This window comes from Microbacterium sp. NPDC060132 (assembly GCF_042729675.1).
Lineage (GTDB): Bacteria > Actinomycetota > Actinomycetes > Actinomycetales > Microbacteriaceae > Microbacterium > Microbacterium sufflavum.
Genome location: NZ_JBHWXU010000001.1, coordinates 2,651,704 through 2,673,227, shown reverse-complemented (window position 1 = coordinate 2,673,227; position 21,524 = coordinate 2,651,704). Strand labels below are relative to the sequence as shown.

Here is a 21,524-nt window from a genome sequence, read left to right as displayed (position 1 = left end):
GCTCGAGGAGTGCGGGAGAGGTGCGTGGCGTGAACGCGGGACGAGGACATCTGATCGACCTGACGCCGCTGCGGATCAGCCCCGCTTTCGCACGCATGTGGATCGGCTCGACGCTCGCGGGCATCGGCGGCCAGCTCACGATCGTCACGGTGATGCTGCACGTGTTCGCGCTCACCGGGAGCACGTTCGCGGTGTCGATGATCGCGGTGGCCGGGCTCCTGCCGATGGTCCTGGCCGGCCTGTACGGCGGCATGCTCGCCGACGCCTTCGATCGCCGTCGCGTCGCCCTCATCGCCGCCACCGTGACGTTCGCCTCCACCGCTCTCCTCGCGGCGCTCACGTGGACCGGCGCCGAGACGATCTGGTGGCTGTATGCGCTGAGCATGATCAACTCGGCCGCCAACTCGGTCGGCATGGCCACGCGCACGGCGATCGTCCCCCGCCTCATCCCTCGTGAACAGCTCGCCGCGGCGTCAGCGCTCAACGGTGTCGCCTTCGGGCTGACGGTCATGGCCGGTCCTGCCCTGGCCGGCCTGCTGGTCGCCCTCACGGGCTACGGCTGGACCTACTCGATCGACGTCGTGCTGATGCTGTCGATGTTCCTCGGCCTATGGACACTGCCGTCGGTGCGGCCGGAAGGCGAGATCGTCCGCCCCGGTCTCGCCTCGCTCGTCGACGGCTGGCGCTTCCTCCGCCGCGCGAGCAACATCCGGATGCAGTACGTCGTCGACATCGTCGCGATGACCTTCGGCCAGCCCCTCGTCCTCTTCCCCGCACTGGGCACGCTGCTGCTGGGCGGCGGCGCGGTCACCACCGGCATCCTCACCGCAGCTGTGGCGGTGGGCACCTTCGCCTCGAGCCTGTTCTCGGGCCGGGTCGTGCAGTACCGCTGGCACGGTCGCGGGATCGCACGCGCGGTCGAGGCCTATGGCGCATCGATCCTGCTGTTCGGTGTGGTGCTGCTCGTGGGCGCCTTCTCCTCCCCCGCCGACGAGGACACACCCCACGTCGGACTGATCATCGCCGCCTGCGTGGCCCTCGCGCTGTCCGGCGCCTCCGACAACGTCAGCTCGATCTACCGCAACACGATGATGCAGGCGGCCGTGCCGGACACCATGCGCGGACGCCTGCAGGGGCTGTTCATCGTGGTGGTCGCCGGGGGCCCGCGCATCGGCGCCCTCTACGCCGGCACGCTCGCCACGCTCACGACGCTGTGGTTCCCTCCCCTGCTCGGCGGGATCCTGGTGATCGCGCTGGTCGCGCTGATCGCCGGGCGCAACCGCCGCTTCCGCTCCTATGACGCAGAGAACCCCGAGCCCTGACGGACCCGGGGTTCCTGAAGCCGTGCGGTGATCAGTCCTGCTGCAGCGCTCCCTGCAGGTCGAGGTTGATCGTGACGTCCTTGCCCACGAGCACGCCGCCGGTCTCGAGCGCCGCGTTCCAGGTGAGGCCGAAGTCCTCGCGGTTGATGACCGTCTTCGCCGAGGCGCCCGCCTTGTAGTTGCCCCACGGGTCGCTGCCGAAGCCGCCGAAGTCGAGCTCGAACGTGACCGGCTTCGTGATGCCGCGGATCGTGAGGTCGCCGTCGACCAGCAGGTCGCCGCCCTCGACGCGCGCACCGGTCGACACGAACTCCATCGTGGGGTAGTTCTCGGTGTCGAAGAAGTCCGCCGAGCGGAGGTGCTGGTCGCGGCCCTCGTCCTTCGTGTCCACCGACGTCACGTCGACGCTCGCCTCGACCTTGGCCTCGAGCGGGTTCTCCGGAGCCACGAGCGTCGCGCTCTTCACGCCGAACGTGCCGCGCACCTTCGAGATCATCATGTGACGGACGCTGAAGGTGACCTCGCTGTGCGCGGGGTCGAGGACCCAGGTGCCGGGGCGGTAGCCGGGGATGTCGATGCTGGTCATGGGTTTCTCCTCGGAGAATCGGCCGCGCGGAGGCGGCGTACGGACAGGGCCGCGATCGCGGCGTCCTCCAGCCCAACCTACATTCACGCGAATGTATTCCCGTGCATGCACACGCGTTCCGGAAAGACAGAACGCCCCTCCTGGCGAGAGGAGAGGCGCTCGAGATGTCGCGTCGGGATCAGCCCACGGCGACGAGGTCGATGATGAAGATCAGCGTCTTGCCGGACAGGAAGTGTCCGCCGCCGACCGGACCGTAGGCCAGGTGCGGCGGGATGATCAGCTCGCGGCGTCCGCCGACCTTCATGCCGGGAATGCCGTCCTGCCAGCCCTGGATCAGGCCGCGCAGCGGGAACTGGATGGTCTCGCCACGGCCCCACGAGGAGTCGAACTCCTCGCCGGACTCGAACTCCACACCGGCGTAGTGGACGGTCACCGTGTCACCGGGCTTGGCCTCGGCACCATCACCCTCGATGATGTCGCGGATGACCAGCTCTGCGGGGGCAGGAGCGGTCGGGGCGTCGAACTCGGGCTTCGTGCGATCAGTCATGGCTCCATCCAAGCGGACCCGCGCGCGCCCGGTCAACGCGACGGGACCTGCTCACAGCGAACACCTCGACCGGGCGGGTGGCCTCGCGCCCTGCCCCTTGACACGTCCGAGGGGCCGGGTGCACCCTGGTGGCAGATCAACTCAGCGCCCGGGAGACATGCAGGCATCGCCGCAGCACCGGGCGCTGAGTCTTGCTCAGGGCGGATCAGTAGGCCAGCAGCGCGGCCCTCGTCGCGCGCGTGCGGATCAGCAGCGCCCGCTCGTCCTCGACCGCCAGCGGGTCGCGGCCGGTGATCGCCCGCTGCCGCACCGCCGCCAGCGCCGTCGCGTCCTTGATGAACTCGCGCATGAGCGGACGACGGTCGCCGCGCAGCTGCGCCGCCCACGTCAATCCCGCCTTGCGACCGGACGGCGTCGCGAGCATCGTGACCTCCTCCGGCGTGAACCAGCCCGCGGCGGCGTACTCGGCGAGCCGCGCCCTCGTGAGCCGCGCCTCCTCCCGCCGCAGCGCGATGATGCCCAGGATGAAGCCGATGAACAGCGGGACCTGCAGCGTGAAGTAGAGGCCGAAGAAGTCCGCGAAGGTCGCCGAGCCGTTCCACAGCGCGTGCAGGAAGACCGCGCCGAACCACCCGAGCAGTCCCGCGCCGAGGGCCGCCCCGGCGGAGGCGTGCCGGCGCGCGACGAGGCCGATCGCGAACCCCGTCAGCGACGTGAACATGGCGTGCGCGAAGGGCGACAGCAGCGCGCGCACCACGAACGTGGCGCCGAGCTGCTCGCCGCCACCCTCGATCAGGCTGACCGCGAAGTACTGGATGTTCTCGGTGAACGCGAACCCGGCCCCCACCAGCGCGCCGTACACCACGCCGTCGACCGGGCCGTCGAACGAACGGCGGGCGAGCAGGAAGACCAGGAACACTCCGAGGCCCTTCCAGAACTCCTCCACGATCGGCGCCTGTACGACCGCCGCCACCGCCTCCGGCACCGGGCCGAGCAGGATCGTCATCCCGACGTCGACCAGGAGAGTGAGGCCGACCGCCGCCACCGCGCCCCACGCGATCGCGAAGATCACGAGACGCTTCGGCTCCGGCTCCCATCGGTCGATCATCCGCACCCCGAGGAACACGATCGCCAGGGGGATCAGCGCGAGAACGAGCCCCACGGCCGACGCCGTCGGCCCCAGCGCCCAGCCGAAGTAGCCGATCAGCGCCAGGAGCAGGAACCCGAGGAAGGCGAACAGCCACAGCGAGACCGTCCTGCCCTTCTTCGTGGTCACCGGCAGGGCGGGCAGCGACTCCGCCGGCGACGGCGCGACCGGCGCCGGCGGGGTGTACGGCGTCGGCTGCGCCAGTGCGGACGCGTAGCCGGGCTGCTGCCCGTACGCCGCCGGCAGATATGGCGACTGCGCATACTGGGCCGCGGAGTACGCCGACGGGGTGGGCTGCTGGGCGGGCGGCGGCGTGTATCGCCCGGGCTGCTGGGGGTCGGCCGGTCCTCCGAAAGTCATAGCCAAAGCTTATGGGGCACAAGCAATACCGCCCGGGTCTGGTCGAGTCCTCCATCCGCCCCGCCGCAGCCACCCGGTAGCGTAGAACCATGCGGTTCGCTCATCTGCGCCGTCCCGACTCCCCCCGCGCGGTCCTCGCCGTGGTGGACGACACGGACGCCATCCTCGTCTCCGATCTCCTGTCCGACGCTCCTGCCACACTGCAGCAGCTGATCGAGCGGGGTGACGTCGCCCTCGACGAGCTGCGCACCGCCCTGGCCGACGGCACCGCTCCGCGTCACCCGCTGGGTGACTGGAGCTTCGACTCCGCCGTGCTCGCCCCGCCCGCCGTGCTCGCGGTCGGCCTCAACTACGCCGCGCACTCCAGCGAGCTCGGACTCAAGACCGACGCCGCGCCCACGGTGTTCACACTGTGGCCCAACTCCCTCACCGGGCACGATCACGTCACCTCCTGGCCGCGCAGCCTCAGCGAAGCCGTCGACTACGAGGCCGAGCTCGGCGTGCTGATCGGCACCCCCGCGAAAGACGTGAGCGAAGCCGACGCACTGTCGCACGTGTGGGGATACACCGTGGTGAACGACATCACCGCGCGGAACATCCAGTTCTCCGAGGCGCAGTGGTCGCGCTGCAAGTCGTTCGACGGCTTCACGCCCACCGGTCCCTTCGCGGTCACGGCCGACGAGGTGCCCGATCCGCAGGACCTCCACATCTGGACGGTCGTCGACGGGCACACGGTGCAGGACGCGAGCACCGACCAGATGGTGCGCTCGGTCGCGAAGCTGATCGCGCATCTGTCGCAGTCGCTCACGCTGCTGCCCGGGACGCTCATCTCCACCGGCAGCCCCGGCGGTGCGGGCTACTCGCGCGACCCGCAGATCTTCCTCCGCGACCACTCGACGGTCACGGTCGGCATCGACGGGATCGGCGAGCTCACCACGCACTGCCGCATCCTCGACTGACACCGGACACGCGGAAGGGGACGGGAGCCGCGGCTCCCGTCCCCTTCTGCGTGTTCGGCGTGCCGCAGGTCAGATCTGGATGAGGTCGTCGGGCGTGACGATCGGGATGGCCGCCGTCACGGCCTCGAGGCCCGACAGGCGCGCGGGCGAGAGCTGCTTGGTCACCTCGTCGCGCGACATGAGGCCCGCCTCGACCACCAGATCGGCGACGTTGCGGTTGGTGAGCAGTGCGGTCTTCGCGAGCGCGGCCGCGGCGGCGTAGCCGATGAAGGGGGTGAGCGCCGTGATCACGCCGACCGACGCGCCCACCATCGCCCCGAGGCGGTCGCGGTTGGCGGTGATGCCCTCGACACAGTTCACCCGCAGGGTCCACATGGCCTGACGCATCCAGGTGATGGACTGGAAGATCGAGTGCGCGATGACCGGCTCGAACGCGTTGAGCTGCAGCTGTCCGCCCTCGACCGCCATGGTCACCGTGGTGTCCGCGCCGACGACGGCGAACGCGACCTGGTTCACGACCTCGGGGATCACCGGGTTCACCTTGCCCGGCATGATGCTCGAGCCGGCCTGGCGGGCGGGGAGGTTGATCTCGCCGAGGCCCGCCTGCGGACCCGACGAGAGCAGGCGCAGGTCGTTGCAGATCTTCGAGAGCTTGATGGCGTTGCGCTTGAGCGACGACGAGAACGACATGAAGGCGCCGGTGTCGCTCGTGGACTCCACGAGGTCGGTCGCCGTCTCCAGGTCGAGCCCCGTGATCTCGCGCAGGTGCTTGAGCACGGCCGGCGCGTAGTCGACGTGCGTGGTGATGCCGGTACCGATCGCCGTGGCACCCATGTTGATCTCGAACATGAGCGAGGCGTTCTCGGTGAGACGGCTGTGGTCCTCCCCCAGCGTCGTGGCGAAGCCGTGGAACTCCTGGCCGAGCGTCATCGGCACCGCGTCCTGCAGCTGGGTGCGCCCGACCTTGAGGATGTCGTGGAACTCGCTCGCCTTGCCCAGGAACGCGATGCGCAGGGCGTCGAGCTCGTCGAGCAGCGACCGCAGCGTGAGCGACAACCCGATCTTGACCGCCGTCGGGTACACGTCGTTGGTGGACTGGCTGCGGTTGGTGTGGTCGATCGGCGAGAGGAACGCGTAGTCGCCCTTCTCGCGTCCGGCCATCTCGAGCGCGATGTTGGTGATGACCTCGTTCGCGTTCATGTTGGTCGAGGTGCCGGCACCGCCCTGGATGACGCCGACCGTGAACTGCTCGTGGAACTCGCCGTCGATCACCCGCTGCGCCGCGCGGTCGATCAGGTCGGCACGCTCGGCATCGAGCACGCCGATCTCCTTGTTCGCCCGCGCACTGGCCTGCTTGACCATCGCCAGAGCGATCACCAGGTCGGGGTACACGGAGATCGGCCGCTTGGAGATCGGGAAGTTCGCGTCGGCGCGGGCCGTGTGGATCCCCCAGTAGGCGTCGACGGGGATCTCCATGCTCCCCAGCGAATCGGTCTCGGTACGTGTAAGTGCAGGCGCGGCAGAAGCCATGTCACATCCTCGTGGGTCGTGGCGAATGGAAAAGTGGGGGATGCGACCAGTCTACGCCGGTCGGCGCGGCGGTTTCCGGGAGAACGCGTCGAGCCGCTGCTCCGGCGTGAGGGCGGCCATCCGCTCCAGCCACTCGGAGGAGAAGAAGTCGCCCGTGGGAGCGTCGACCACCGGGACGACGGTGTGGGTGATCGTGTCGGGATACACATGCACGAGCTGGAACGACTGCGCCGCGTCCATGCCGTTCACGTCGGGTGCCGGCCGGGCGACGTTCATCGTGTAGCAGGTCGCCGAGGCCACGCTCACCGGGACGCCGGCGAACACCCCGTGCGAGGAGTAGTGCAGGTGTCCCGCGAGGATCCCCCGCACGTCGGTGCCGCGGATCACCTCCGCGAGCTCGTCCTGGTGGCGCAGCTCGAGGATGTCGAACAGCGGCAGGTGGCTCGGCAGCGGCGGGTGGTGCATCGCCAGCAGCGTGCCGTGCGGCGCCGGCTCCGCGAGCAGTCCGGCCAGCCACTCGAGCTGACCGGGGTCGAGGTCTCCGTGGTGCCATCCGGGGACACTCGTGTCGAGCGCGATGAGCCGCAGTCCGTCCAGCTCCCACACGCCCGTCACCGGCTCCTCCGTCGGCTCCCGGTCGAGAAGCTCACGGCGCAGCGCGGGGCGTTCGTCGTGGTTGCCCGCGACCCACACGATCGGTGTGCCCCGGTCCGCGGCGACCGGCTCGAGCGCGGCTCGCAGTCGCCGGTACGCGTCGGGCTCACCGAGGTCTGCGAGGTCGCCCGTGACCACGATGGCTGCAGGCGCCGGATGCACGGCGCGGATCGCCGCGAGGGTGCGGTCGAACGAGGCCTGCACGTCGTAGCTCCCGCCGAGCAGTGCCCCTCCCGCGAGGAAGTGCGGGTCGCTCACGTGGATCAGGACGTGGGAGGCCGGGTCGTGCCTGCCGAAGACGTACGGGGTTCCGGGTGCCGCGGACATGACCTCAGCCTAGGGTCACGCCCCGACGCCGGGTCCGGACGCGCCAGGGCCGCGGGGTCTCAGTGTCCGAGGACGAGGAGGAGGATGCCGCCGATGACCGCCGCACCGCACAGCACGAAGCACGCGTAGGCACCCACGAGCGCGAGAGTCTTCTGTCCCTCGGTGAGCGGGCTCTTCTTCGCCGCCTTGGCCGCCTGCTTGGCCGCGCGCTTGAGTTCCTTCTCGGAGATCACGGTGATCGCGTCGGTGAACTCGGCGGGGCTCACGACGGGGGCCCGGCCGCTGCGGACCAGGAGCCGCAGTCCCAGCGCGTAGAAGGTGACGATGGCAGCAGCGCCGATGAGGGCGGCGGCGAACACCTGGAAGAACGCGAGCCAGTCGATCGTGACGCTCATGCCGAGTCCCCGTTCCGCGTGATCGTGGCCTCGTCGGCGGCCGACTCCGGTGCCGGGGCCGGGGGCGGGGCGACGGGTGCAGCGCCGGTCTTCGCCGCCTTGGCACCGGCCTTGGCCTCCGCCTTCTTCTTGGCCTTGTTCTTCGCCTCGGCCTTCGCGCGGTCCTTGGCCTCGGCACGCGCCTTGGCCTCGGCCTTCGCGCGCTCGATGCGCTGCTGACGGCGCGTGGGCGGGGGCGTGTCCGGCAGCTCGATCGCGAGACCCGACTCCGCCACATCGCTCATCGCGTTCGCGTGCGTGACCGCGTTGCGCCGCGAACGCAGGAACAGGCCCAGGATGATCGCGAGCGCAAGGACCGCATCGATCGCGACGCCCCAGGGGCCGAGCCACACGACCAGCAGGGCCGCGAGGGCGCCGACACCGCCGGCGGCCGGCAGCGTCAGCAGCCAGCCGACGCCGATGCGTCCGGCCGTCCGCCACCGCACGGTCGAGCCGCGGCGACCCAGCCCCGAGCCGATGACCGAGCCGGACGCCACCTGGGTCGTGGAGAGCGCGAAGCCCAGCGCGCTGGACGCGAGGATCGTGGCCGCGGTCGAACTCTCGGCGGAGAAGCCCTGCGCCGGCTTGACATCGGTCAGCCCCTTGCCGAGCGTGCGGATGATGCGCCACCCGCCGAGGTACGTGCCGAGCGCGATCGTGAAGGCGCACGCGACGATCACCCACAGCTCGGGCTCGTGGTGGGCTCCCGACTGCCAGCCGATCGTGATCATGGCCAGGGTGATGACACCCATGGTCTTCTGCGCGTCGTTCGTGCCGTGCGCCAGCGCGACCAGCGAGGACGTGAAGATCTGACCCCAGCGGAAGCCGTCGCGTCCGTCCGGCTTGCCGTCGTAGCGGCGCGTGACCGAGTACGCGATCTTGGTGGCCGCGAACGCGATGATGCCCGCCGTGATCGGGGCGATCAGCGCGGGGAGCACGATCTTCGACAGCACTGCGCCGAAGTCGATGCCGCCGAGGCCCGCGCCGACGAGCGTGGCGCCGATCAGGCCGCCGAACAGCGCGTGCGAGGAGCTCGACGGCAGGCCGAGCAGCCAGGTGAGCATGTTCCACGTGATCGCACCGATGAGTCCGGCGAAGATGAGCGACAGGAACAGTTGCGCCCCCGCCTCGAGGATCGCATCCTCGCGGATGATGCCGCCCGAGATGGTCTTCGACACCTCCGTGGACAGGAAGGCACCGACGAGGTTGAGCACGGCGGCCAGCAGCACCGCGGTCTTGGGCTTCAGGGCACCGGTCGCGATGGGAGTGGCCATCGCGTTGGCGGTGTCGTGAAAGCCGTTCGTGAAGTCGAAGAAGAGTGCCAGCGCGATGACGAGCACAACAATGAGGGCTGCGGTTTCCACCGTTCGCTTTCGGTCTTGAGGAAAGGGAATGTCGACGGGATCGACGTGACGAACGAAGAGTTCACCGTGGGTTTGACTTCCGTTTACCGGCCCCGGTAAATCCTCCCACCGTCCCCCGTGCCGGTCAACTCGACCTGGGATAGCGTGGAGCGGTGACTGACGCCCCGATCGCCGCCCGCCGTCCGACGTTCCGCACGCACCACGGGGACACCGTGGAAGACCCCTACGAATGGCTGCGCGAGAAGGACTCCCCCGAGGTCATCGCTCATCTCGAGGCCGAGAACGCCCACACCGAGGCCGAGACCGCCCACCTGGCCGGACTGCGCGAGACCCTGTTCCAGGAGATCAAGGGCCGCGTGCAGGAGACGGATCTGTCGGTGCCGACCCGCCGCGGCGACTGGTGGTACTACAGCCGCACCGAGGAGGGCGCGCAGTACGCGATCCACTGCCGCGCGGCCGCGGAACCCGACGACTGGACTCCCCCGCGCCTGGAGCCCGGCGTCCCGGTGCCCGGCGAGGTCGTGCTGCTGGACGGCAACGCCGAGGCGGAGGGCCACGAGTTCTTCTCGCTCGGAGCCTTCGACACCACGGATGACGCGACGAAGCTCCTGTGGTCCACCGACTTCGAGGGCGACGAGCTCTACACCGTGCGCGTACGCGATCTCGCGACGGGCACCACGCTCGACGACGAGATCCCGAACACCGGCAGCGCCTTTTTCACCCCCGACGGCACGGGGGTGCTCTACACCACGCGCGACGAGGCCTGGCGCCCGGACACCCTGTGGCTGCACCGCCTCGGCACCCCCGTCGCGGACGACGTGCGGCTGTTCCACGAGCCGGACGAGAAGTTCTGGCTCGGCGCCGGGATCACCCGCAGCCGCCGGTACCTCGTGATCGCGGTCGGGTCGAGCATCACGAGCGAGGAGCGCCTGGTCGACCTGTCCGGCGACATCACCGCGGAGCCGCAGCTGGTGTGGCCGCGTCGCGAGGGTGTGGAGTACTCGCTGGAGCACGCCGTGGTCGACGGCGAGGACCGACTGCTGATCCTGCACAACGACGGCGCCCTGGACTTCGAGCTCGTGTCGGTGACCGTCGCGGACCCGCAGGGCGAGCGACGCGTGATCCTCCCCCACGAGCCGGGACGGCGACTCCTCGGGGTCGATGCGTTCCGGGACTTCGCCACCGTGGAGTACCGCAGCGAGGGGCTCGAACGGGTCGGCCTGCTCGACTACGCGACCGATGCGGTCGAGGAACTCCGCTTCGACGAGCCGCTCTACTCCGCCGGCGTGAGCGGCAACCCCGAGTGGCACGCCCCCTTCCTCCGGCTCGGCTACACCTCCTTCGTGACGCCAGGCACGGTGTACGAGCTCGAACTCGCCACGCGCGAGCTCGTGCTGCGCAAGCAGGTGGCCGTCCTGGGCGGCTATGAGCCCTCCGCCTACGGCCAGCGCCGCGAGTGGGCGACCGCGGAAGACGGCACCCGCGTGCCGATCTCGCTCGTCTGGAAGCGGTCGTTCGGGGAGCCGGGTGCTGAGGCGCGCCCCGTGCACCTGTACGGCTACGGCTCGTACGAGCACTCGATCGACCCGGGGTTCTCCGTGGCGCGGCTGTCGGAGCTCGACCGCGGCGTGGTCTTCGCGGTCGCCCACGTGCGCGGCGGCGGCGAGATGGGACGGCAGTGGTACGAGGAGGGGAAGCTGCTGCACAAGCGCAACACCTTCACGGACTTCGTCGCGTGCGCACGGCACCTGGTCGCGGAGGGCACGACGACGCCCGCGCAGCTGGTCGCCGAGGGCGGCAGTGCGGGCGGCCTGCTGATGGGCGCGGTCGCGAACCTGGCCCCCGAGTTGTTCGCCGGAGTGCTCGCCGGGGTGCCGTTCGTCGACGCCCTGACCACGATCCTCGACCCGTCGCTTCCCCTCACCGTGATCGAGTGGGACGAGTGGGGCGACCCGCTGCACGACGCAGAGGTGTACGCCTACATGAAGTCGTACACGCCGTACGAGAACGTGCGCGAGGGTGTGCACTACCCGCGGATCCTCGCCGTGACATCACTCAACGACACGCGAGTGCTGTACGTCGAGCCGGCCAAGTGGGTGGCCCGGCTCCGCGAGGCCGGGGCGACCGACGTGCTCCTCAAGTGCGAGATGGTCGCCGGGCACGGGGGCGTGAGCGGGCGCTACAACTCCTGGCGTGAGCGCGCGTTCGAGCTCGCCTGGCTGCTCGACACGCTCGGCCTCGCCGACGCCAGAGCCGCGGCGGGTCAGCCGAACAGCGCGGCGGCCTCGTCGTAGCGGTAGCGCGGCACCGTGTTCAGCTCGCCCAGCGCATCCGCGAAGGGCACGCGCACGATGTCGGTGCCCTGCATCGCCACCATCTGGCCCCAGGCGCCGTCGACGATCGCGTCGGCGGCGTGCAGGCCCAGGCGCGTGGCCAGCACGCGGTCGAACGCCGAGGGCGAGCCGCCGCGCTGGATGTGACCCAGGATGGTGGCGCGGGTCTCGATGCCGGTGATCCGCTCGATTTCCGGGGCCAGCAGGTCGCCGATCCCGCCGAGGCGCGGGCGGTTGAAGGCGTCGAGGCCCTTGTCGCTGTAGGCCTCCTCCATGCCCGTGAGCGTAAAGCCCTCCGACACTACGACCAGCGGAGCGCGGCCGCGGTCGTGTGCCCGCGTGACCAGCTCGGTGATCTCGTCGATGGACATGGGGACCTCGGGGATGCAGATCACGTGGGCACCGGCGGCCATGCCGGCGTGCAGTGCGATCCAGCCGACGTGACGGCCCATGACCTCGGCGACCATGCACCGCTGGTGCGAATCGCCGGTCGTCCGCAGACGGTCCATGGCGTCGGTCGCGATGTTCACCGCGGTGTCGAAACCGAACGAGTAGTCGGTGGCGCGCAGGTCGTTGTCGATCGTCTTCGGGACGCCGAGCACCTTGATGCCGTCCTTCGCGAGCCGGTCGGCCGCGGCCAGGGTGCCCTCGCCGCCGATCGCCACGATGCCGTCGATCTTGTGACCGTAGAGCGTCTTGGCGATGTTCTCGGCGCCGCCGCGCTCACCCTCGTACGGGTTGGTGCGGCTCGTGCCGAGGATCGTGCCGCCCACCTTCGACAGCCCCTTCACCTCGTGCCGGGTGAGGGGCATGAAGTCGCCCTCGACGACCCCGCGCCAGCCGTCGCGGATGCCGACGAACTCCAGGTCGTAGGTGGTGGTGCCCTTGAGCACGATGCCGCGGATGACCGCGTTGAGTCCGGGGCAGTCGCCGCCGCTCGTCAGGATGCCGATCTTCATGCTGCTGCCTTCGGAGGTTCGAGTGTCGGGAGGGGGAAAGGCGACGGTGCCTGGGATCGACCCTAGCGGCACGCCGCCCTCCGCCGCCATTCGGACGCGTCGAAAAACCAGGATCTTGACGCGCCCGACCCGCGGAATCCGCGAACTTTGAGATCGAAGCCCGATCCGAGGCGAATCCGGCGTTAAGAAGTCGCGTTCTTAGCGGAGGCTCAGCTCCCGCCGAGGGCCTCGCGCAGCAGGTGCATGAGGGCCGCCAGCTGCACCGACTCGCTCGCCGCCTCCTCGGTCGCCTCGCCGTCCAGCGCCCTGGCCGCGAGGCCCTGCTTCTGGTCGATGAGCTCCGCGATCTTGGTGTCGATCGTGTGCGCGGCGATGATGCGCCACGCCGTCACCGGCTCGTCCTGCCCGATGCGGTGCACGCGGTCGATGGCCTGCGTCTGCTCGGCCGCCGTCCACGAGAGCTCGGCGAGCACGACGTTCGACGCGGCCTGGAGGTTGAGCCCCACACCGGCAGCCGTCAGCGAGCACACCGCGATGCCCACGTCCGGGTCGCCGTTGAAGTCGTCGATCGCTTGCTGACGCACGGTCGTGGTCTGATCGCCGCGGATCGACACCGCGCGGATGCCCGCGGCGGCGAAGTGCGCCTCCGCCTGGTCCATGACGTCGATGTGCTTCGCGAAGAACACGACCTTGCCGACCGACCGCTGCAGCTGCGCCGCGTAGTCGGCCGCGAGCGGCGCCTTGGCCTGACCGATGCGGCGCACCATCGTGAAGACGTTGTCGCCGCCGGTGCCCGCGGCCTTCGACTCCTCGAGCTCGTTCTGAGCGACCAGGCGCACGATGTCGTCGTCGATCTCGCCGGGAAGGAGCCCGCGATCGCCCCGTGCCTCGATGATGCGGCGGTAGCGCGCGGCCAGCCGCTCCCCCAGCTCGCGCTCGGCCTGACGGATGCTGCGTCCGAACTCGTCGTCGAGCTGCACCGGCAGATCTGCGACGAGCTTGTCCGGGAGGTCGGCCGCGACGTCCTTCTTCTTGCGGCGCACGATGCCCATCGAGATCACCGCGTCCCGCGCTTCGGGATAGAACGCCTTGTCGGCGGGCGTGAACCCGGTCGCGTCGAGCTTCTCCATGAGCGCCGGTCCCGGCTTCTCGCCGTTCGTCCACCCGAGGAAGCGCCAGATGGCGTCGAAGTCCTCGACGTCGTTGATCAGCGGGGTACCCGTGAGCGCGAGCATCAGCGGGTCGTGTCCCGGCGTGCGCTCACGCACCTGCGCGGCCAGCGACAGCACGTTCTGGGAGCGCTGCGACGACAGGTTCTTGATGAAGTGCGCCTCGTCGACGACCATGCCCCGCAGACCGATGGTCGCGAGCCACGACAGGTGACGATCGAGGATCTCGTAGTTGACGATGAACACGTCGGCGAACGCGTCGATGTCGTCGCCGTCGCCCTGGATGACGGTCGCGCGGCGCTGCGGCGTCCACCGCTCCACCTCGCGCGCCCAGTTCATCTTCACCACGTTCGGCACCACGGCGAGCAGCGGGTAGGCGCCTGCGACGGATGCCGCCAGCACCGACTGCGCGGTCTTGCCCAGACCCGGCTCATCCGCGAGCAGGAAGCTGCGGTGCCCCGCGCGCACCGCCTCGAGGAAGCGCGACTGGTGCACCATCACGTCGAGACCCTTGGGCGACACGTGGTCGAACTCGGGCGCGGGCGGAAGCTCCATCGAGGCTGCCGCACCGCCGGCGCCGGTCTCGAACGCCTTGTACAGCGGCCCCATCAGCTCCCAGCCGTCGAGGCGGCGCCGGGGCGTGCTGGCCGGGCGCGGCGTGAGGTCGGGCGCGAGGAAGGGGTTGGCGAGCTGTCGCGACTCCACGGACGGCGGCGTCACCTGACGTTCGGCGATCGCGGCCGGCACCACGGGGGCCTGCACGGGCACCTGGTCCGCGATGATGAGCTCCTCGGGCGGCAGCTCGGCGCCCGACTCCAGCAGCCAGTCGCGGCGCATGCGCTTGGCGACGGGCGACGTGGCCTGGTCGGCCTCCAGCAGCTGGATGAGCGAGGTGTCGCGCGCGGCCGTCTTGGCGAGGATCGTGGCGACGCCGTCCAGACGCTTGAGCAGCTCGGTGCGCGCGGCGTCGGTGATCTCGGTGTCGGCCTTGACCCGCGCGCGCTCCTCACGCACCAGGAACGCGATGACCTGGAACTTCGTGCGGTTCGTCGGGCCCAGCTTGCCGCGCTGGGACTTCGCCTCGATCTCGCGCACCTTGCGCGCGAGGATCGGGATGAGGGGTGCCTCGTCGTCGCGACGGGACGTCTTCTTGCGCCGCGTGGCGGCGGTTGCCGTGGTCGGCATGCTCCTCCTGAGCCTGAAGGGCCCGGCGCCCCCAGGGAGCCGATGGCCGTTCTCGTCGTCCGCGTGTGGCGTGAGCCAGGACCGTGCGGACCGTGGATCGTCTCCCTCCGGCGCTCACGGCGGTGCGCGGGTCGGCGGGAGCCTGCTCCCATTCTATGTCATCGGGCCGACCGCCCGCGGAACCGCGCGCCGGAATCGCGGTGCAGCGGTCAGGACTCCACGCCGAGGATCGCCGCAGCCTGCGCCACATCGGCCGCCATCTGCGACATGAGCTTCTCGATGCCCTCGAACGCCACCATGCCGCGCAGCCGCTCCACGAACTCCACCGTCACGTCGTGCCCGTAGAGGTCGAGCCCCGTCTCTCCCAGCACGTGCGCCTCGACCTGGCGGACCAGCACGTCGTCGAACGTGGGGTTCGTGCCGACGGAGATCGCGGACGGATGCCGGATGCCGGTGTCGTGGTCGACCAGCCAGCCGGCGTAGATGCCGTCCGCGGGGACGAACGCGTCGACGATGGTCGAGAGGTTGGCGGTGGGGAAGCCCAGTTCGCGGCCGCGCTTGAGGCCGTGCACGACCTCGCCGCGCACATCGGGAGAGCGCCCCAGCACCCGCGCGGCGCCCGCGACGTCGCCGTCCACGAGCAGCTCGCGGATCCAGCTCGACGACACGCGCCGCGACGACCCCTCGAGGTACACGTCCTCGACCACCTCGACCGTGAAGCCGTAGCGGGGGCCCAGCTCGCGCAGCAGCTCGGGTGTGCCTGCCCCGCGATGCCCGAACCGGAAGTCCGCGCCGACGAACACGGTCGACACCTGCAGCGCGCCCACCAGGATGTCCACCACGAAGTCCTCCGCCGAGCGGGCGGCGAGCTCCTCGTCGAAGGTGAGCATTAGGGTCGCGTCGAGGCCCAGCTCGCCGAGCAGCTCGAGCTTGCGCTCCACCGTGACGACGTTCTCGGGGCACCGGTCGGGGCGCAGGACCGCGAGCGGATTGCGGTCGAAGGTGACGGCGACCGCCCGGCTCCCCGTGGCGGCCGCGGTGTCCTTCAGCCGCTGGATCACGGCGCGGTGCCCTCGATGCACCCCGTCGAACTTGCCGATGGCGACCGCGCTGGGTCCGAAGCCGTCCGGCACCTCCTCCGGACTGCGGAACACGATCACGCGACGGCCTCCACCGGGCGTTCCACCGCGACGGGGCGGTGCGTGCGCAGCCACCAGATGCCGAAGACGGGAAGCACCAGCGGCACGAAGAGGTAGCCGCGGCCGAACAGCGACCACACGGTCTCGTGCTGGAACAGCGCGGGAAGCAGGATGCTCAGCACCCCGACGACGAGAACGCCGGTGAGCTCGAACACGATCGCGACCCACGCCACGGTGTACCACCCGCGACGCCGGGCGAAGATCAGCGCCAGTGTCGCGAGGATGTAGACGAGCGCGGCGACGGCGGACAGCGTGTACGCGAGCGGCGCCTCATCGAACCGGCGCACGATCTGCACGAAGCTGCGCCCCGTGGCAGCCAGCGCCATGACGGCGTAGACGATCACGAGGACGCGACCGATTCCGGTCATCCGGGTGGAGGGGGCGGTGGAGCTCATAGCGCATTCCATCCTAGAGCCGCGGCGGGACGCCGGACTCCGCCGGGCTCCCGCCGTCAAGCGACCTGGACGGTCCAGATGGCCTGCATGCGCCACAGCATGACCGCGATCGCGAGCGCCGCGACGCCCAGCACGACCGTGCTCCAGCGGCTGCGCTCCATCAGGGCCCACAGCACGGCGCCGATCGGCAGCAGCACGGCGGAGACCAGATACACCCAGTACTCGAGGAGATCGCCCGTGGGCGGGTTCCCCGCGAGCGGGGCGACGATCGCGACGACGACCTGCCCGATCAGCAGCAACTCGACGAGTGCGAGCGCGCCGACCGAGAAGTCGCTCGGCCGGCGCCCCGCCAGACCGGCCACCAGGCAGAAGACGCCGGCGGCGACCGCCACCGCGATCTGCACGATCGTGAACCACAGGATCATCGGACGGCCTCCGGCATGTTCATGGCGCTCTTGACGTCGGCGCCGCGTCTCTCGACGATGCCGACCAGCACGTCGTCCTGATCGATCGCCGCGACGAGGGCGCCGGAGAGCCGATCGGCCTGGCCCACCAGGCGTTTCCCGTGCCGCAGGTCCCTCGCCTCATCCGCCGAGACCGCGAGCACCGGGAGGATGCGGGACGCCGCCTGCGCCGGGGTCAGCGTCGGCGCGCCCTCCAGCTCGTCGACGCCCACCGCGTCCGCCGCGTCGAAGGGGCCGACCCTGGTCCGCCGCAGGGCCGTCAGATGGCCCCCGACCCCGAGCGCGGCACCGAGGTCGCGGGCCAGGGAGCGGATGTAGGTGCCGGACGAGCAGTCCACGATCACGTCCAGGTCGATGTGGTCCTCGCCGCGACGGCTGGCGAGCACGTCGAACCGGCTGACCGTGACCTCGCGGGCCGCGAGCACGACCTCCTCCCCCGCGCGCACCCGGTCGTAGGCGCGACGTCCGTCGACCTTGATGGCCGACACCGCGCTGGGCACCTGGGAGATCTCCCCCGTCAGCGCGGCGACGCCGGCAGCGATCGCGTCGTCGGTGACGGTCGACCACGCCGCAGACTCGGCGACCGTGAGCGTGTCACCCTCGGCGTCGTCCGTGGTCGTGGTGGCGCCGAGCCGGATCGTGGCCAGGTAGGTCTTGTCGGCACCCACGACGTAGGTGAGCAGCCGCGTCGCACCCTCGATGCCGATCACCAGCAGCCCGGTCGCCATCGGGTCGAGCGTGCCGGCGTGACCCACCTTGCGGGTGCCGAAGGCCCGCCGCGTGCGGGCGACCACGTCGTGACTGGTGAGCCCGCCGGGCTTGTCGACGAGGAGGATGCCGGAGGGGACCATCCCTCCAGCCTACCGACGCGTGGTGCGCCGTCCGTGCGTCAGCCGCGCACCTCGTACGACGGCTCCGTGCCTCGGCCCGGTCGTCCCGATCCCGCTCGCCTAGGCTGGCGGGGTGCCCGTTCCGCCGTCTTCCCCCACGACGATGCCGAACCTGACGTCATGGTATCGATCGGCCGCCCGCGACCTGCCGTGGCGGCGCCGCGAGTTCCACGACGGCTTCGGCGCCTGGGGCGTGCTGGTCAGCGAGTTCATGCTGCAGCAGACCCCCGCCACCCGGGTCATCCCGCATCTGGACGCCTGGCTGACGCGGTGGCCGACCCCCGCGGCGATGGCCGAGGCGACGACCGCCGAGGTCGTGCAGCAGTGGGCCAACCTCGGCTACCCGCGCCGTGCCCTGTGGCTCCACCGCGCCGCGATCGAGGTCGTCGAGCGGCACGGAGGTGTCGTGCCGCGTGACGTCGACGCGCTCCTGGCACTCTCCGGCATCGGCGACTACACGGCACGAGCGGTCGCGGTGTTCTCGTACGGTGATCGGCACCCGGTCGTCGACACCAACACCCGACGCGTGCTGGCCAGGGCGGTCGAGGGGCGCGCACACCCGGCGCCGCCGTCCCGGCGCGACCTCGCCCTCATGGACGCGCTGCTGCCGGACGACGACGTGGAGGCCGCGCTCTTCAACGCGGCGACCATGGAGCTGGGCGCCACGATCTGCACGGCTCGGGCACCGCGCTGCGAGGTGTGCCCGATCGCCGAGCAGTGCGCCTGGCTGGCGGCCGGTCGACCGGACACCGGCGACGCTCGACGCCGCCAGGCCGCCTACGAGGGATCGGACCGTCAGGCCCGCGGCACGGTGCTGCGCCTCCTCCGCGACGCCGCCCCCGACGCCGTCCCCCTGGCCGCGGTGATCCCGGAGTGGCCCGACGCCCGGCAGCGCGACCGGGCGATCGACTCCCTCATCGCGGACGGCCTCGCCGAGACCGACGGCGAAGGGCTCACGCTCCCCCGGTGACCCCGGATCACAGGTGACGCTCGGTGCGGTGGGCGAGAGCCGTGAGCTCGACACGGTTGCGCACCTCCAGCTTCGCGAACACGCGCCCGAGGTGCACCTCCACGGTCCGCACCGACACGCTCAGCTCTCGACCGATCTCGCGGTTGCCCGCGCCACGAACGGCCAGCATCGCGACGTCGAGCTCACGGGCGGTGAGCCGCCGCCTCCACACGCTGCGGCACACCGAGAGCCGCTCCGGCGCGGGGACGAGCTGCGCCGCCGTCGTGTCGAGCCGATCGATCCTGTCCCTGGCCGCCCGCGCCCACGCGTCCGCACCCGCCGCCTCGAACAGCCGCTCCGCCCGCTGCAGGTGCATCCGTGCGGCGAGATGGTCGTCACGCACCGCGTGCTGCAGACCCAGCACGAGCTCGACGCGCGCCCGCGCGAACGGGGAGCGCAGCGTGCGCGCCGTCTCCCGCACGTCGTCCCGCTCCGACGGCCAGCTCCCCGCCGACGCCGCCAGGAGGCGCACCCGGAGGTCGCGTGCCACCGCGAGGTCCGGAGGTGTGACGGGCCCGGACGCCGCGCGCTGCACCTGCGCCGCGACAGCCACCTCCTCGAGCCCGGGAACACCGAGCACCGGCTCCGGAGCCCCGCCGTCGCGCCAGAGCTCCACCGCCGCCCCCGCCGCGTCCACCGCGCCCGCCAGGAAGGCCTCGATCCCGCTGTCGACCAACCCGTCGACGCCTCCCCCCACCGGAAGCACGGCCGTGAGGGCGTGGGCGACCGGTCCGATCTCCCCCCGCACGGCGAGATCGAGCCGCCGCGCGAGGACGACCCCCAGTCCCGCGAACGGAAGCGCGACCGGGAGCTCGACCGCGGCGCGGAGCAGCCGCTCCCGCGCCGCACCGATGTCACCACGCCACACCAGCAGCAGCGTCTCGGCCACCGCCCGATAGGCGCGCACGAGCGGACTGCGCTCGAGCCCCGGCACCAGATGGTCCGGTTCGAGATCGGCCAGGGGCGAGTCGTCGCGCAGCAGGCGCAGCCCCTGCTCGATGTCACCGCGAGCGGCGAGTCGGAGCGCCCGGAGCAGGGTTCCGCACAGCGGCCCCTCACCCTCTCCATCGCCGACCTCGCTGTCCCCCGCAAGAAGCCAGCACAGGGCGACGACGGGCTCCCGCAGCCCGGTCTCGGCCCCGACGACCGCGGCTCCCTCGCGCACCGCGTCGAGCCACAGGCGCATCGGGGCCCGGTCTCCTCGTTCCGCGCACAGCAGCGCCGCGAGTCCGGCCGCTCTCGTCCAGTCGCGCCATGCCGCCCGACCCTTCGCGCTCCGCGGTCGGAACAGCGCGGGATCGACATCCGGCACCGCGCCCAGCACGAACGTCTGCGCCACCAGCAGTCCCCCGAGCGCCCGTCCCCGGAGCCGCGCCGACGCGCGGGGATACAGGCTGCCGAGATCGTGCACGGCATCCCCGGCGAGCCCCGCGCCGACGGCCGCGAGTCCGGCGAGCAGCATCGCCCCGTCCCGCCGGCGGCCCGACACGTGCGCCGCGGCCTCCCGGGCGAGAGCCAGCGCGCGCTCCTCCCGTCCGGCGCCGAGCAGTCTCCGCGCCGCACCGACCAGCGTCCGTGCGGCCGCGGGGTCGCCGGTCAACGACGCGCGCGCCCGATGCCACGCGGCTGCGTCCTCATCGCCGAGGGCCGCGTGCAGTCCCGCCAGCCGGGAATGCACCTCCGCCGTCCGCGCCGAGGTCGACAGCGCCTGAATCCACACCGAGAGGCGCGGGTCGGACAGTCGCACCCGGCCCGCATGGATCACGAGCAGTGCGCCGACCGGGGAGGCCGCCAGCTCCCGCGCCGACCGGCCGTCGAACGCGACCAGGGTGCCGAGGTCGTCGCCGCTGCGCAGTGTCTGCGCGAGCAGCAGCGTGCGGTCACGCTCCGAGAGCTCGAGCTCCGCGAAGGCACGCTCGACCGCGGGCGTCAGGGGCAGGGGTGAGGGCAGCGCGCGCCGTCCCAGCCGCTGGTCCGGCGTCAGCCGCTCCGCGACCTCGACGACGCTCGGCGGATCGGCGGCGAGACGCGCGGCCAGTCGCGCCACCACGTGCGGCGCGCAGACCAGTTCGCGCGCGAGAAGATCGCGGAGCAGCAGCTCCACGATCGCGGGCGCGACGACACCGCCGTCGCTCGATACCGTCGCTGGAATGCCGATCCCCCAGGTCCATCGGATGTCATCCCCGCGGACCCGAGGGTATCAAACGGATCAGTCCTCGTCGTCGACCGAGCGGTACGGGTCGGCGTCGCCGGCCGGGGAGGCAGAGGAGGCGAGCTTCGCGACCTCGGCGTCCCGCTCCTGCGCCTCACGCAGCAGCGCCGTGATGTGATCGGCGTTCTCCGGGAGCGCGTCCGGGATGAACTCGAGCGTCGGCACGAGACGCGTGCTCAGCTGTCGGCCGACCTCGCTGCGCAGCATGCCCGTCGCCGAGGTCAGGGCGGCACCGCTCGCGATGCGCTCCTCCTCCGAGCCGAGGACCGTGTAGAACACCGAGGCGTGCTGCAGGTCTCCGCTCACGCGGACATCGGTGATGGTCACGAACCCGAGCCGCGGGTCGCGCAGACCCTTCTCGAGACGCTCGGCGAGGATCACACGGATGCGGTCCGCGAGTCGTGCCTGTCGTTCGCCTGCCATAGCTCTTTCCCTTCAGAGGCCTTCGGGCGGGGACGCCTCAGCATCCCCGCCCGAAG

19 protein-coding genes are annotated in these 21,524 nt (G+C 71.1%); 4 read left to right on the top strand and 15 right to left on the bottom strand.

Annotation, left to right across the window (positions count from 1 at the left end):
- Window positions 1-29 precede the first annotated feature (29 nt).
- Window positions 30-1,322, top strand: coding sequence for an MFS transporter (locus ACFWCH_RS12865; protein WP_247638673.1), 1,293 nt, complete (start codon window positions 30-32; stop codon window positions 1,320-1,322).
- Between the two features lie 31 nt (window positions 1,323-1,353).
- On the opposite strand, the gene ACFWCH_RS12860 is transcribed toward ACFWCH_RS12865, so the two are convergent.
- The 3 genes from ACFWCH_RS12860 to ACFWCH_RS12850 all read right to left on the bottom strand — a co-directional run bounded on the left by ACFWCH_RS12860 (window position 1,354) and on the right by ACFWCH_RS12850 (window position 3,962).
- Window positions 1,354-1,908 carry a YceI family protein gene (locus ACFWCH_RS12860; protein ID WP_136035076.1) on the bottom strand — a complete coding sequence of 185 codons (555 nt, stop codon included), beginning with the start codon at window positions 1,906-1,908 and terminating at the stop codon, window positions 1,354-1,356.
- A gap of 178 nt (window positions 1,909-2,086) precedes the next feature.
- Complete coding sequence (locus ACFWCH_RS12855; RefSeq protein ID WP_136035078.1) at window positions 2,087-2,455, bottom strand: FKBP-type peptidyl-prolyl cis-trans isomerase; 369 nt, start codon at window positions 2,453-2,455, stop codon at window positions 2,087-2,089.
- Window positions 2,456-2,660: 205 nt separating this feature from the next.
- Window positions 2,661-3,962, bottom strand: a complete 1,302-nt coding sequence (locus ACFWCH_RS12850; protein ID WP_247638672.1) for a PrsW family intramembrane metalloprotease — start codon at window positions 3,960-3,962, stop codon at window positions 2,661-2,663.
- 89 nt (window positions 3,963-4,051) lie between these two features.
- On the opposite strand from ACFWCH_RS12850, the gene ACFWCH_RS12845 reads away from it, so the two are divergent.
- Window positions 4,052-4,921, top strand: coding sequence for a fumarylacetoacetate hydrolase family protein (locus tag ACFWCH_RS12845; RefSeq protein ID WP_247638671.1), 870 nt, complete (start codon window positions 4,052-4,054; stop codon window positions 4,919-4,921).
- 69 nt (window positions 4,922-4,990) lie between these two features.
- Here the strand turns inward: ACFWCH_RS12845 and ACFWCH_RS12840 are convergent, their stop codons facing one another.
- From ACFWCH_RS12840 to ACFWCH_RS12825, 4 genes are read right to left on the bottom strand one after another with little or no spacing between them, the layout of a single operon-like run.
- Window positions 4,991-6,451, bottom strand: a complete 1,461-nt coding sequence (locus ACFWCH_RS12840) for an aspartate ammonia-lyase (RefSeq protein WP_136035081.1) — start codon at window positions 6,449-6,451, stop codon at window positions 4,991-4,993.
- A gap of 51 nt (window positions 6,452-6,502) precedes the next feature.
- Window positions 6,503-7,432, bottom strand: coding sequence for a phosphodiesterase (locus ACFWCH_RS12835; RefSeq protein ID WP_136035084.1), 930 nt, complete (start codon window positions 7,430-7,432; stop codon window positions 6,503-6,505).
- 59 nt (window positions 7,433-7,491) lie between these two features.
- Entirely contained in the window at window positions 7,492-7,827 is a 336-nt protein-coding gene (locus tag ACFWCH_RS12830; RefSeq protein ID WP_136045664.1) for a peptidase, read from the bottom strand.
- Window positions 7,824-9,230 carry an inorganic phosphate transporter gene (locus tag ACFWCH_RS12825; RefSeq protein WP_136045665.1) on the bottom strand — a complete coding sequence of 469 codons (1,407 nt, stop codon included), beginning with the start codon at window positions 9,228-9,230 and terminating at the stop codon, window positions 7,824-7,826. Before ACFWCH_RS12825 ends, ACFWCH_RS12830 begins: the two co-directional genes overlap by 4 nt.
- Before the next feature lie 152 nt (window positions 9,231-9,382).
- On the opposite strand from ACFWCH_RS12825, the gene ACFWCH_RS12820 reads away from it, so the two are divergent.
- A complete protein-coding gene (locus tag ACFWCH_RS12820; protein WP_247638670.1) occupies window positions 9,383-11,524 on the top strand; it encodes a S9 family peptidase in 2,142 nt (713 codons plus the stop codon).
- Here the strand turns inward: ACFWCH_RS12820 and ACFWCH_RS12815 are convergent.
- The 6 genes from ACFWCH_RS12815 to truB all read right to left on the bottom strand — a co-directional run bounded on the left by ACFWCH_RS12815 (window position 11,494) and on the right by truB (window position 17,785).
- Entirely contained in the window at window positions 11,494-12,522 is a 1,029-nt protein-coding gene (locus tag ACFWCH_RS12815) for a 6-phosphofructokinase (RefSeq protein ID WP_136035092.1), read from the bottom strand. The two genes, ACFWCH_RS12820 and ACFWCH_RS12815, sit on opposite strands and share 31 nt — an antisense overlap.
- 209 nt (window positions 12,523-12,731) lie before the next feature.
- Window positions 12,732-14,876, bottom strand: coding sequence for a DEAD/DEAH box helicase (locus ACFWCH_RS12810; RefSeq protein ID WP_247638669.1), 2,145 nt, complete (start codon window positions 14,874-14,876; stop codon window positions 12,732-12,734).
- Between the two features lie 209 nt (window positions 14,877-15,085).
- Entirely contained in the window at window positions 15,086-16,036 is a 951-nt protein-coding gene (locus ACFWCH_RS12805; protein ID WP_136035096.1) for a bifunctional riboflavin kinase/FAD synthetase, read from the bottom strand.
- Window positions 16,033-16,470, bottom strand: coding sequence for a hypothetical protein (locus ACFWCH_RS12800; protein ID WP_205812769.1), 438 nt, complete (start codon window positions 16,468-16,470; stop codon window positions 16,033-16,035). Before ACFWCH_RS12800 ends, ACFWCH_RS12805 begins: the two co-directional genes overlap by 4 nt.
- 56 nt (window positions 16,471-16,526) lie before the next feature.
- Window positions 16,527-16,895 (bottom strand): hypothetical protein, encoded by a 369-nt coding sequence (locus ACFWCH_RS12795; protein ID WP_136035100.1) that lies wholly within the window; start codon window positions 16,893-16,895, stop codon window positions 16,527-16,529.
- Window positions 16,892-17,785, bottom strand: a complete 894-nt coding sequence (gene truB, locus ACFWCH_RS12790) for a tRNA pseudouridine(55) synthase TruB (RefSeq protein ID WP_247638668.1) — start codon at window positions 17,783-17,785, stop codon at window positions 16,892-16,894. The genes ACFWCH_RS12795 and truB overlap by 4 nt, the downstream gene beginning before the upstream one ends.
- A gap of 142 nt (window positions 17,786-17,927) precedes the next feature.
- Here truB and ACFWCH_RS12785 point away from each other — a divergent pair, with 142 nt between their 5' ends.
- Window positions 17,928-18,794, top strand: a complete 867-nt coding sequence (locus tag ACFWCH_RS12785; RefSeq protein WP_247638884.1) for an A/G-specific adenine glycosylase — start codon at window positions 17,928-17,930, stop codon at window positions 18,792-18,794.
- Between the two features lie 7 nt (window positions 18,795-18,801).
- Here ACFWCH_RS12785 and ACFWCH_RS12780 read toward each other — a convergent pair whose 3' ends face one another.
- Both ACFWCH_RS12780 and rbfA read right to left on the bottom strand, forming a co-directional pair.
- Window positions 18,802-20,937: a helix-turn-helix transcriptional regulator gene (locus ACFWCH_RS12780; protein ID WP_247638667.1), complete on the bottom strand. Its 2,136-nt coding sequence runs from the start codon at window positions 20,935-20,937 to the stop codon at window positions 18,802-18,804.
- Window positions 20,938-21,042: 105 nt separating this feature from the next.
- On the bottom strand, window positions 21,043-21,468 hold the full coding sequence (gene rbfA / locus ACFWCH_RS12775) for a 30S ribosome-binding factor RbfA (RefSeq protein ID WP_136035107.1): 426 nt from the start codon (window positions 21,466-21,468) through the stop codon (window positions 21,043-21,045).
- Window positions 21,469-21,524 lie beyond the last annotated feature (56 nt).

What these genes read in the sequence shown, in the direction of transcription:
- ACFWCH_RS12860 (WP_136035076.1), bottom strand. Translation starts at nt 1,908, where the DNA reads ATGACCAGCATCGACATCCCCGGCTACCGCCCCGGCACCTGGGTCCTC.
- ACFWCH_RS12855 (WP_136035078.1), bottom strand. Translation starts at nt 2,455, where the DNA reads ATGACTGATCGCACGAAGCCCGAGTTCGACGCCCCGACCGCTCCTGCC.
- ACFWCH_RS12850 (WP_247638672.1), bottom strand. Translation starts at nt 3,962, where the DNA reads ATGACTTTCGGAGGACCGGCCGACCCCCAGCAGCCCGGGCGATACACG.
- ACFWCH_RS12845 (WP_247638671.1), top strand. Translation starts at nt 4,052, where the DNA reads ATGCGGTTCGCTCATCTGCGCCGTCCCGACTCCCCCCGCGCGGTCCTC.
- ACFWCH_RS12840 (WP_136035081.1), bottom strand. Translation starts at nt 6,451, where the DNA reads ATGGCTTCTGCCGCGCCTGCACTTACACGTACCGAGACCGATTCGCTG.
- ACFWCH_RS12835 (WP_136035084.1), bottom strand. Translation starts at nt 7,432, where the DNA reads ATGTCCGCGGCACCCGGAACCCCGTACGTCTTCGGCAGGCACGACCCG.
- ACFWCH_RS12830 (WP_136045664.1), bottom strand. Translation starts at nt 7,827, where the DNA reads ATGAGCGTCACGATCGACTGGCTCGCGTTCTTCCAGGTGTTCGCCGCC.
- ACFWCH_RS12815 (WP_136035092.1), bottom strand. Translation starts at nt 12,522, where the DNA reads ATGAAGATCGGCATCCTGACGAGCGGCGGCGACTGCCCCGGACTCAAC.
- ACFWCH_RS12810 (WP_247638669.1), bottom strand. Translation starts at nt 14,876, where the DNA reads ATGCCGACCACGGCAACCGCCGCCACGCGGCGCAAGAAGACGTCCCGT.
- ACFWCH_RS12800 (WP_205812769.1), bottom strand. Translation starts at nt 16,470, where the DNA reads ATGAGCTCCACCGCCCCCTCCACCCGGATGACCGGAATCGGTCGCGTC.
- ACFWCH_RS12795 (WP_136035100.1), bottom strand. Translation starts at nt 16,895, where the DNA reads ATGATCCTGTGGTTCACGATCGTGCAGATCGCGGTGGCGGTCGCCGCC.
- truB (WP_247638668.1), bottom strand. Translation starts at nt 17,785, where the DNA reads ATGGTCCCCTCCGGCATCCTCCTCGTCGACAAGCCCGGCGGGCTCACC.
- ACFWCH_RS12785 (WP_247638884.1), top strand. Translation starts at nt 17,928, where the DNA reads ATGCCGAACCTGACGTCATGGTATCGATCGGCCGCCCGCGACCTGCCG.
- rbfA (WP_136035107.1), bottom strand. Translation starts at nt 21,468, where the DNA reads ATGGCAGGCGAACGACAGGCACGACTCGCGGACCGCATCCGTGTGATC.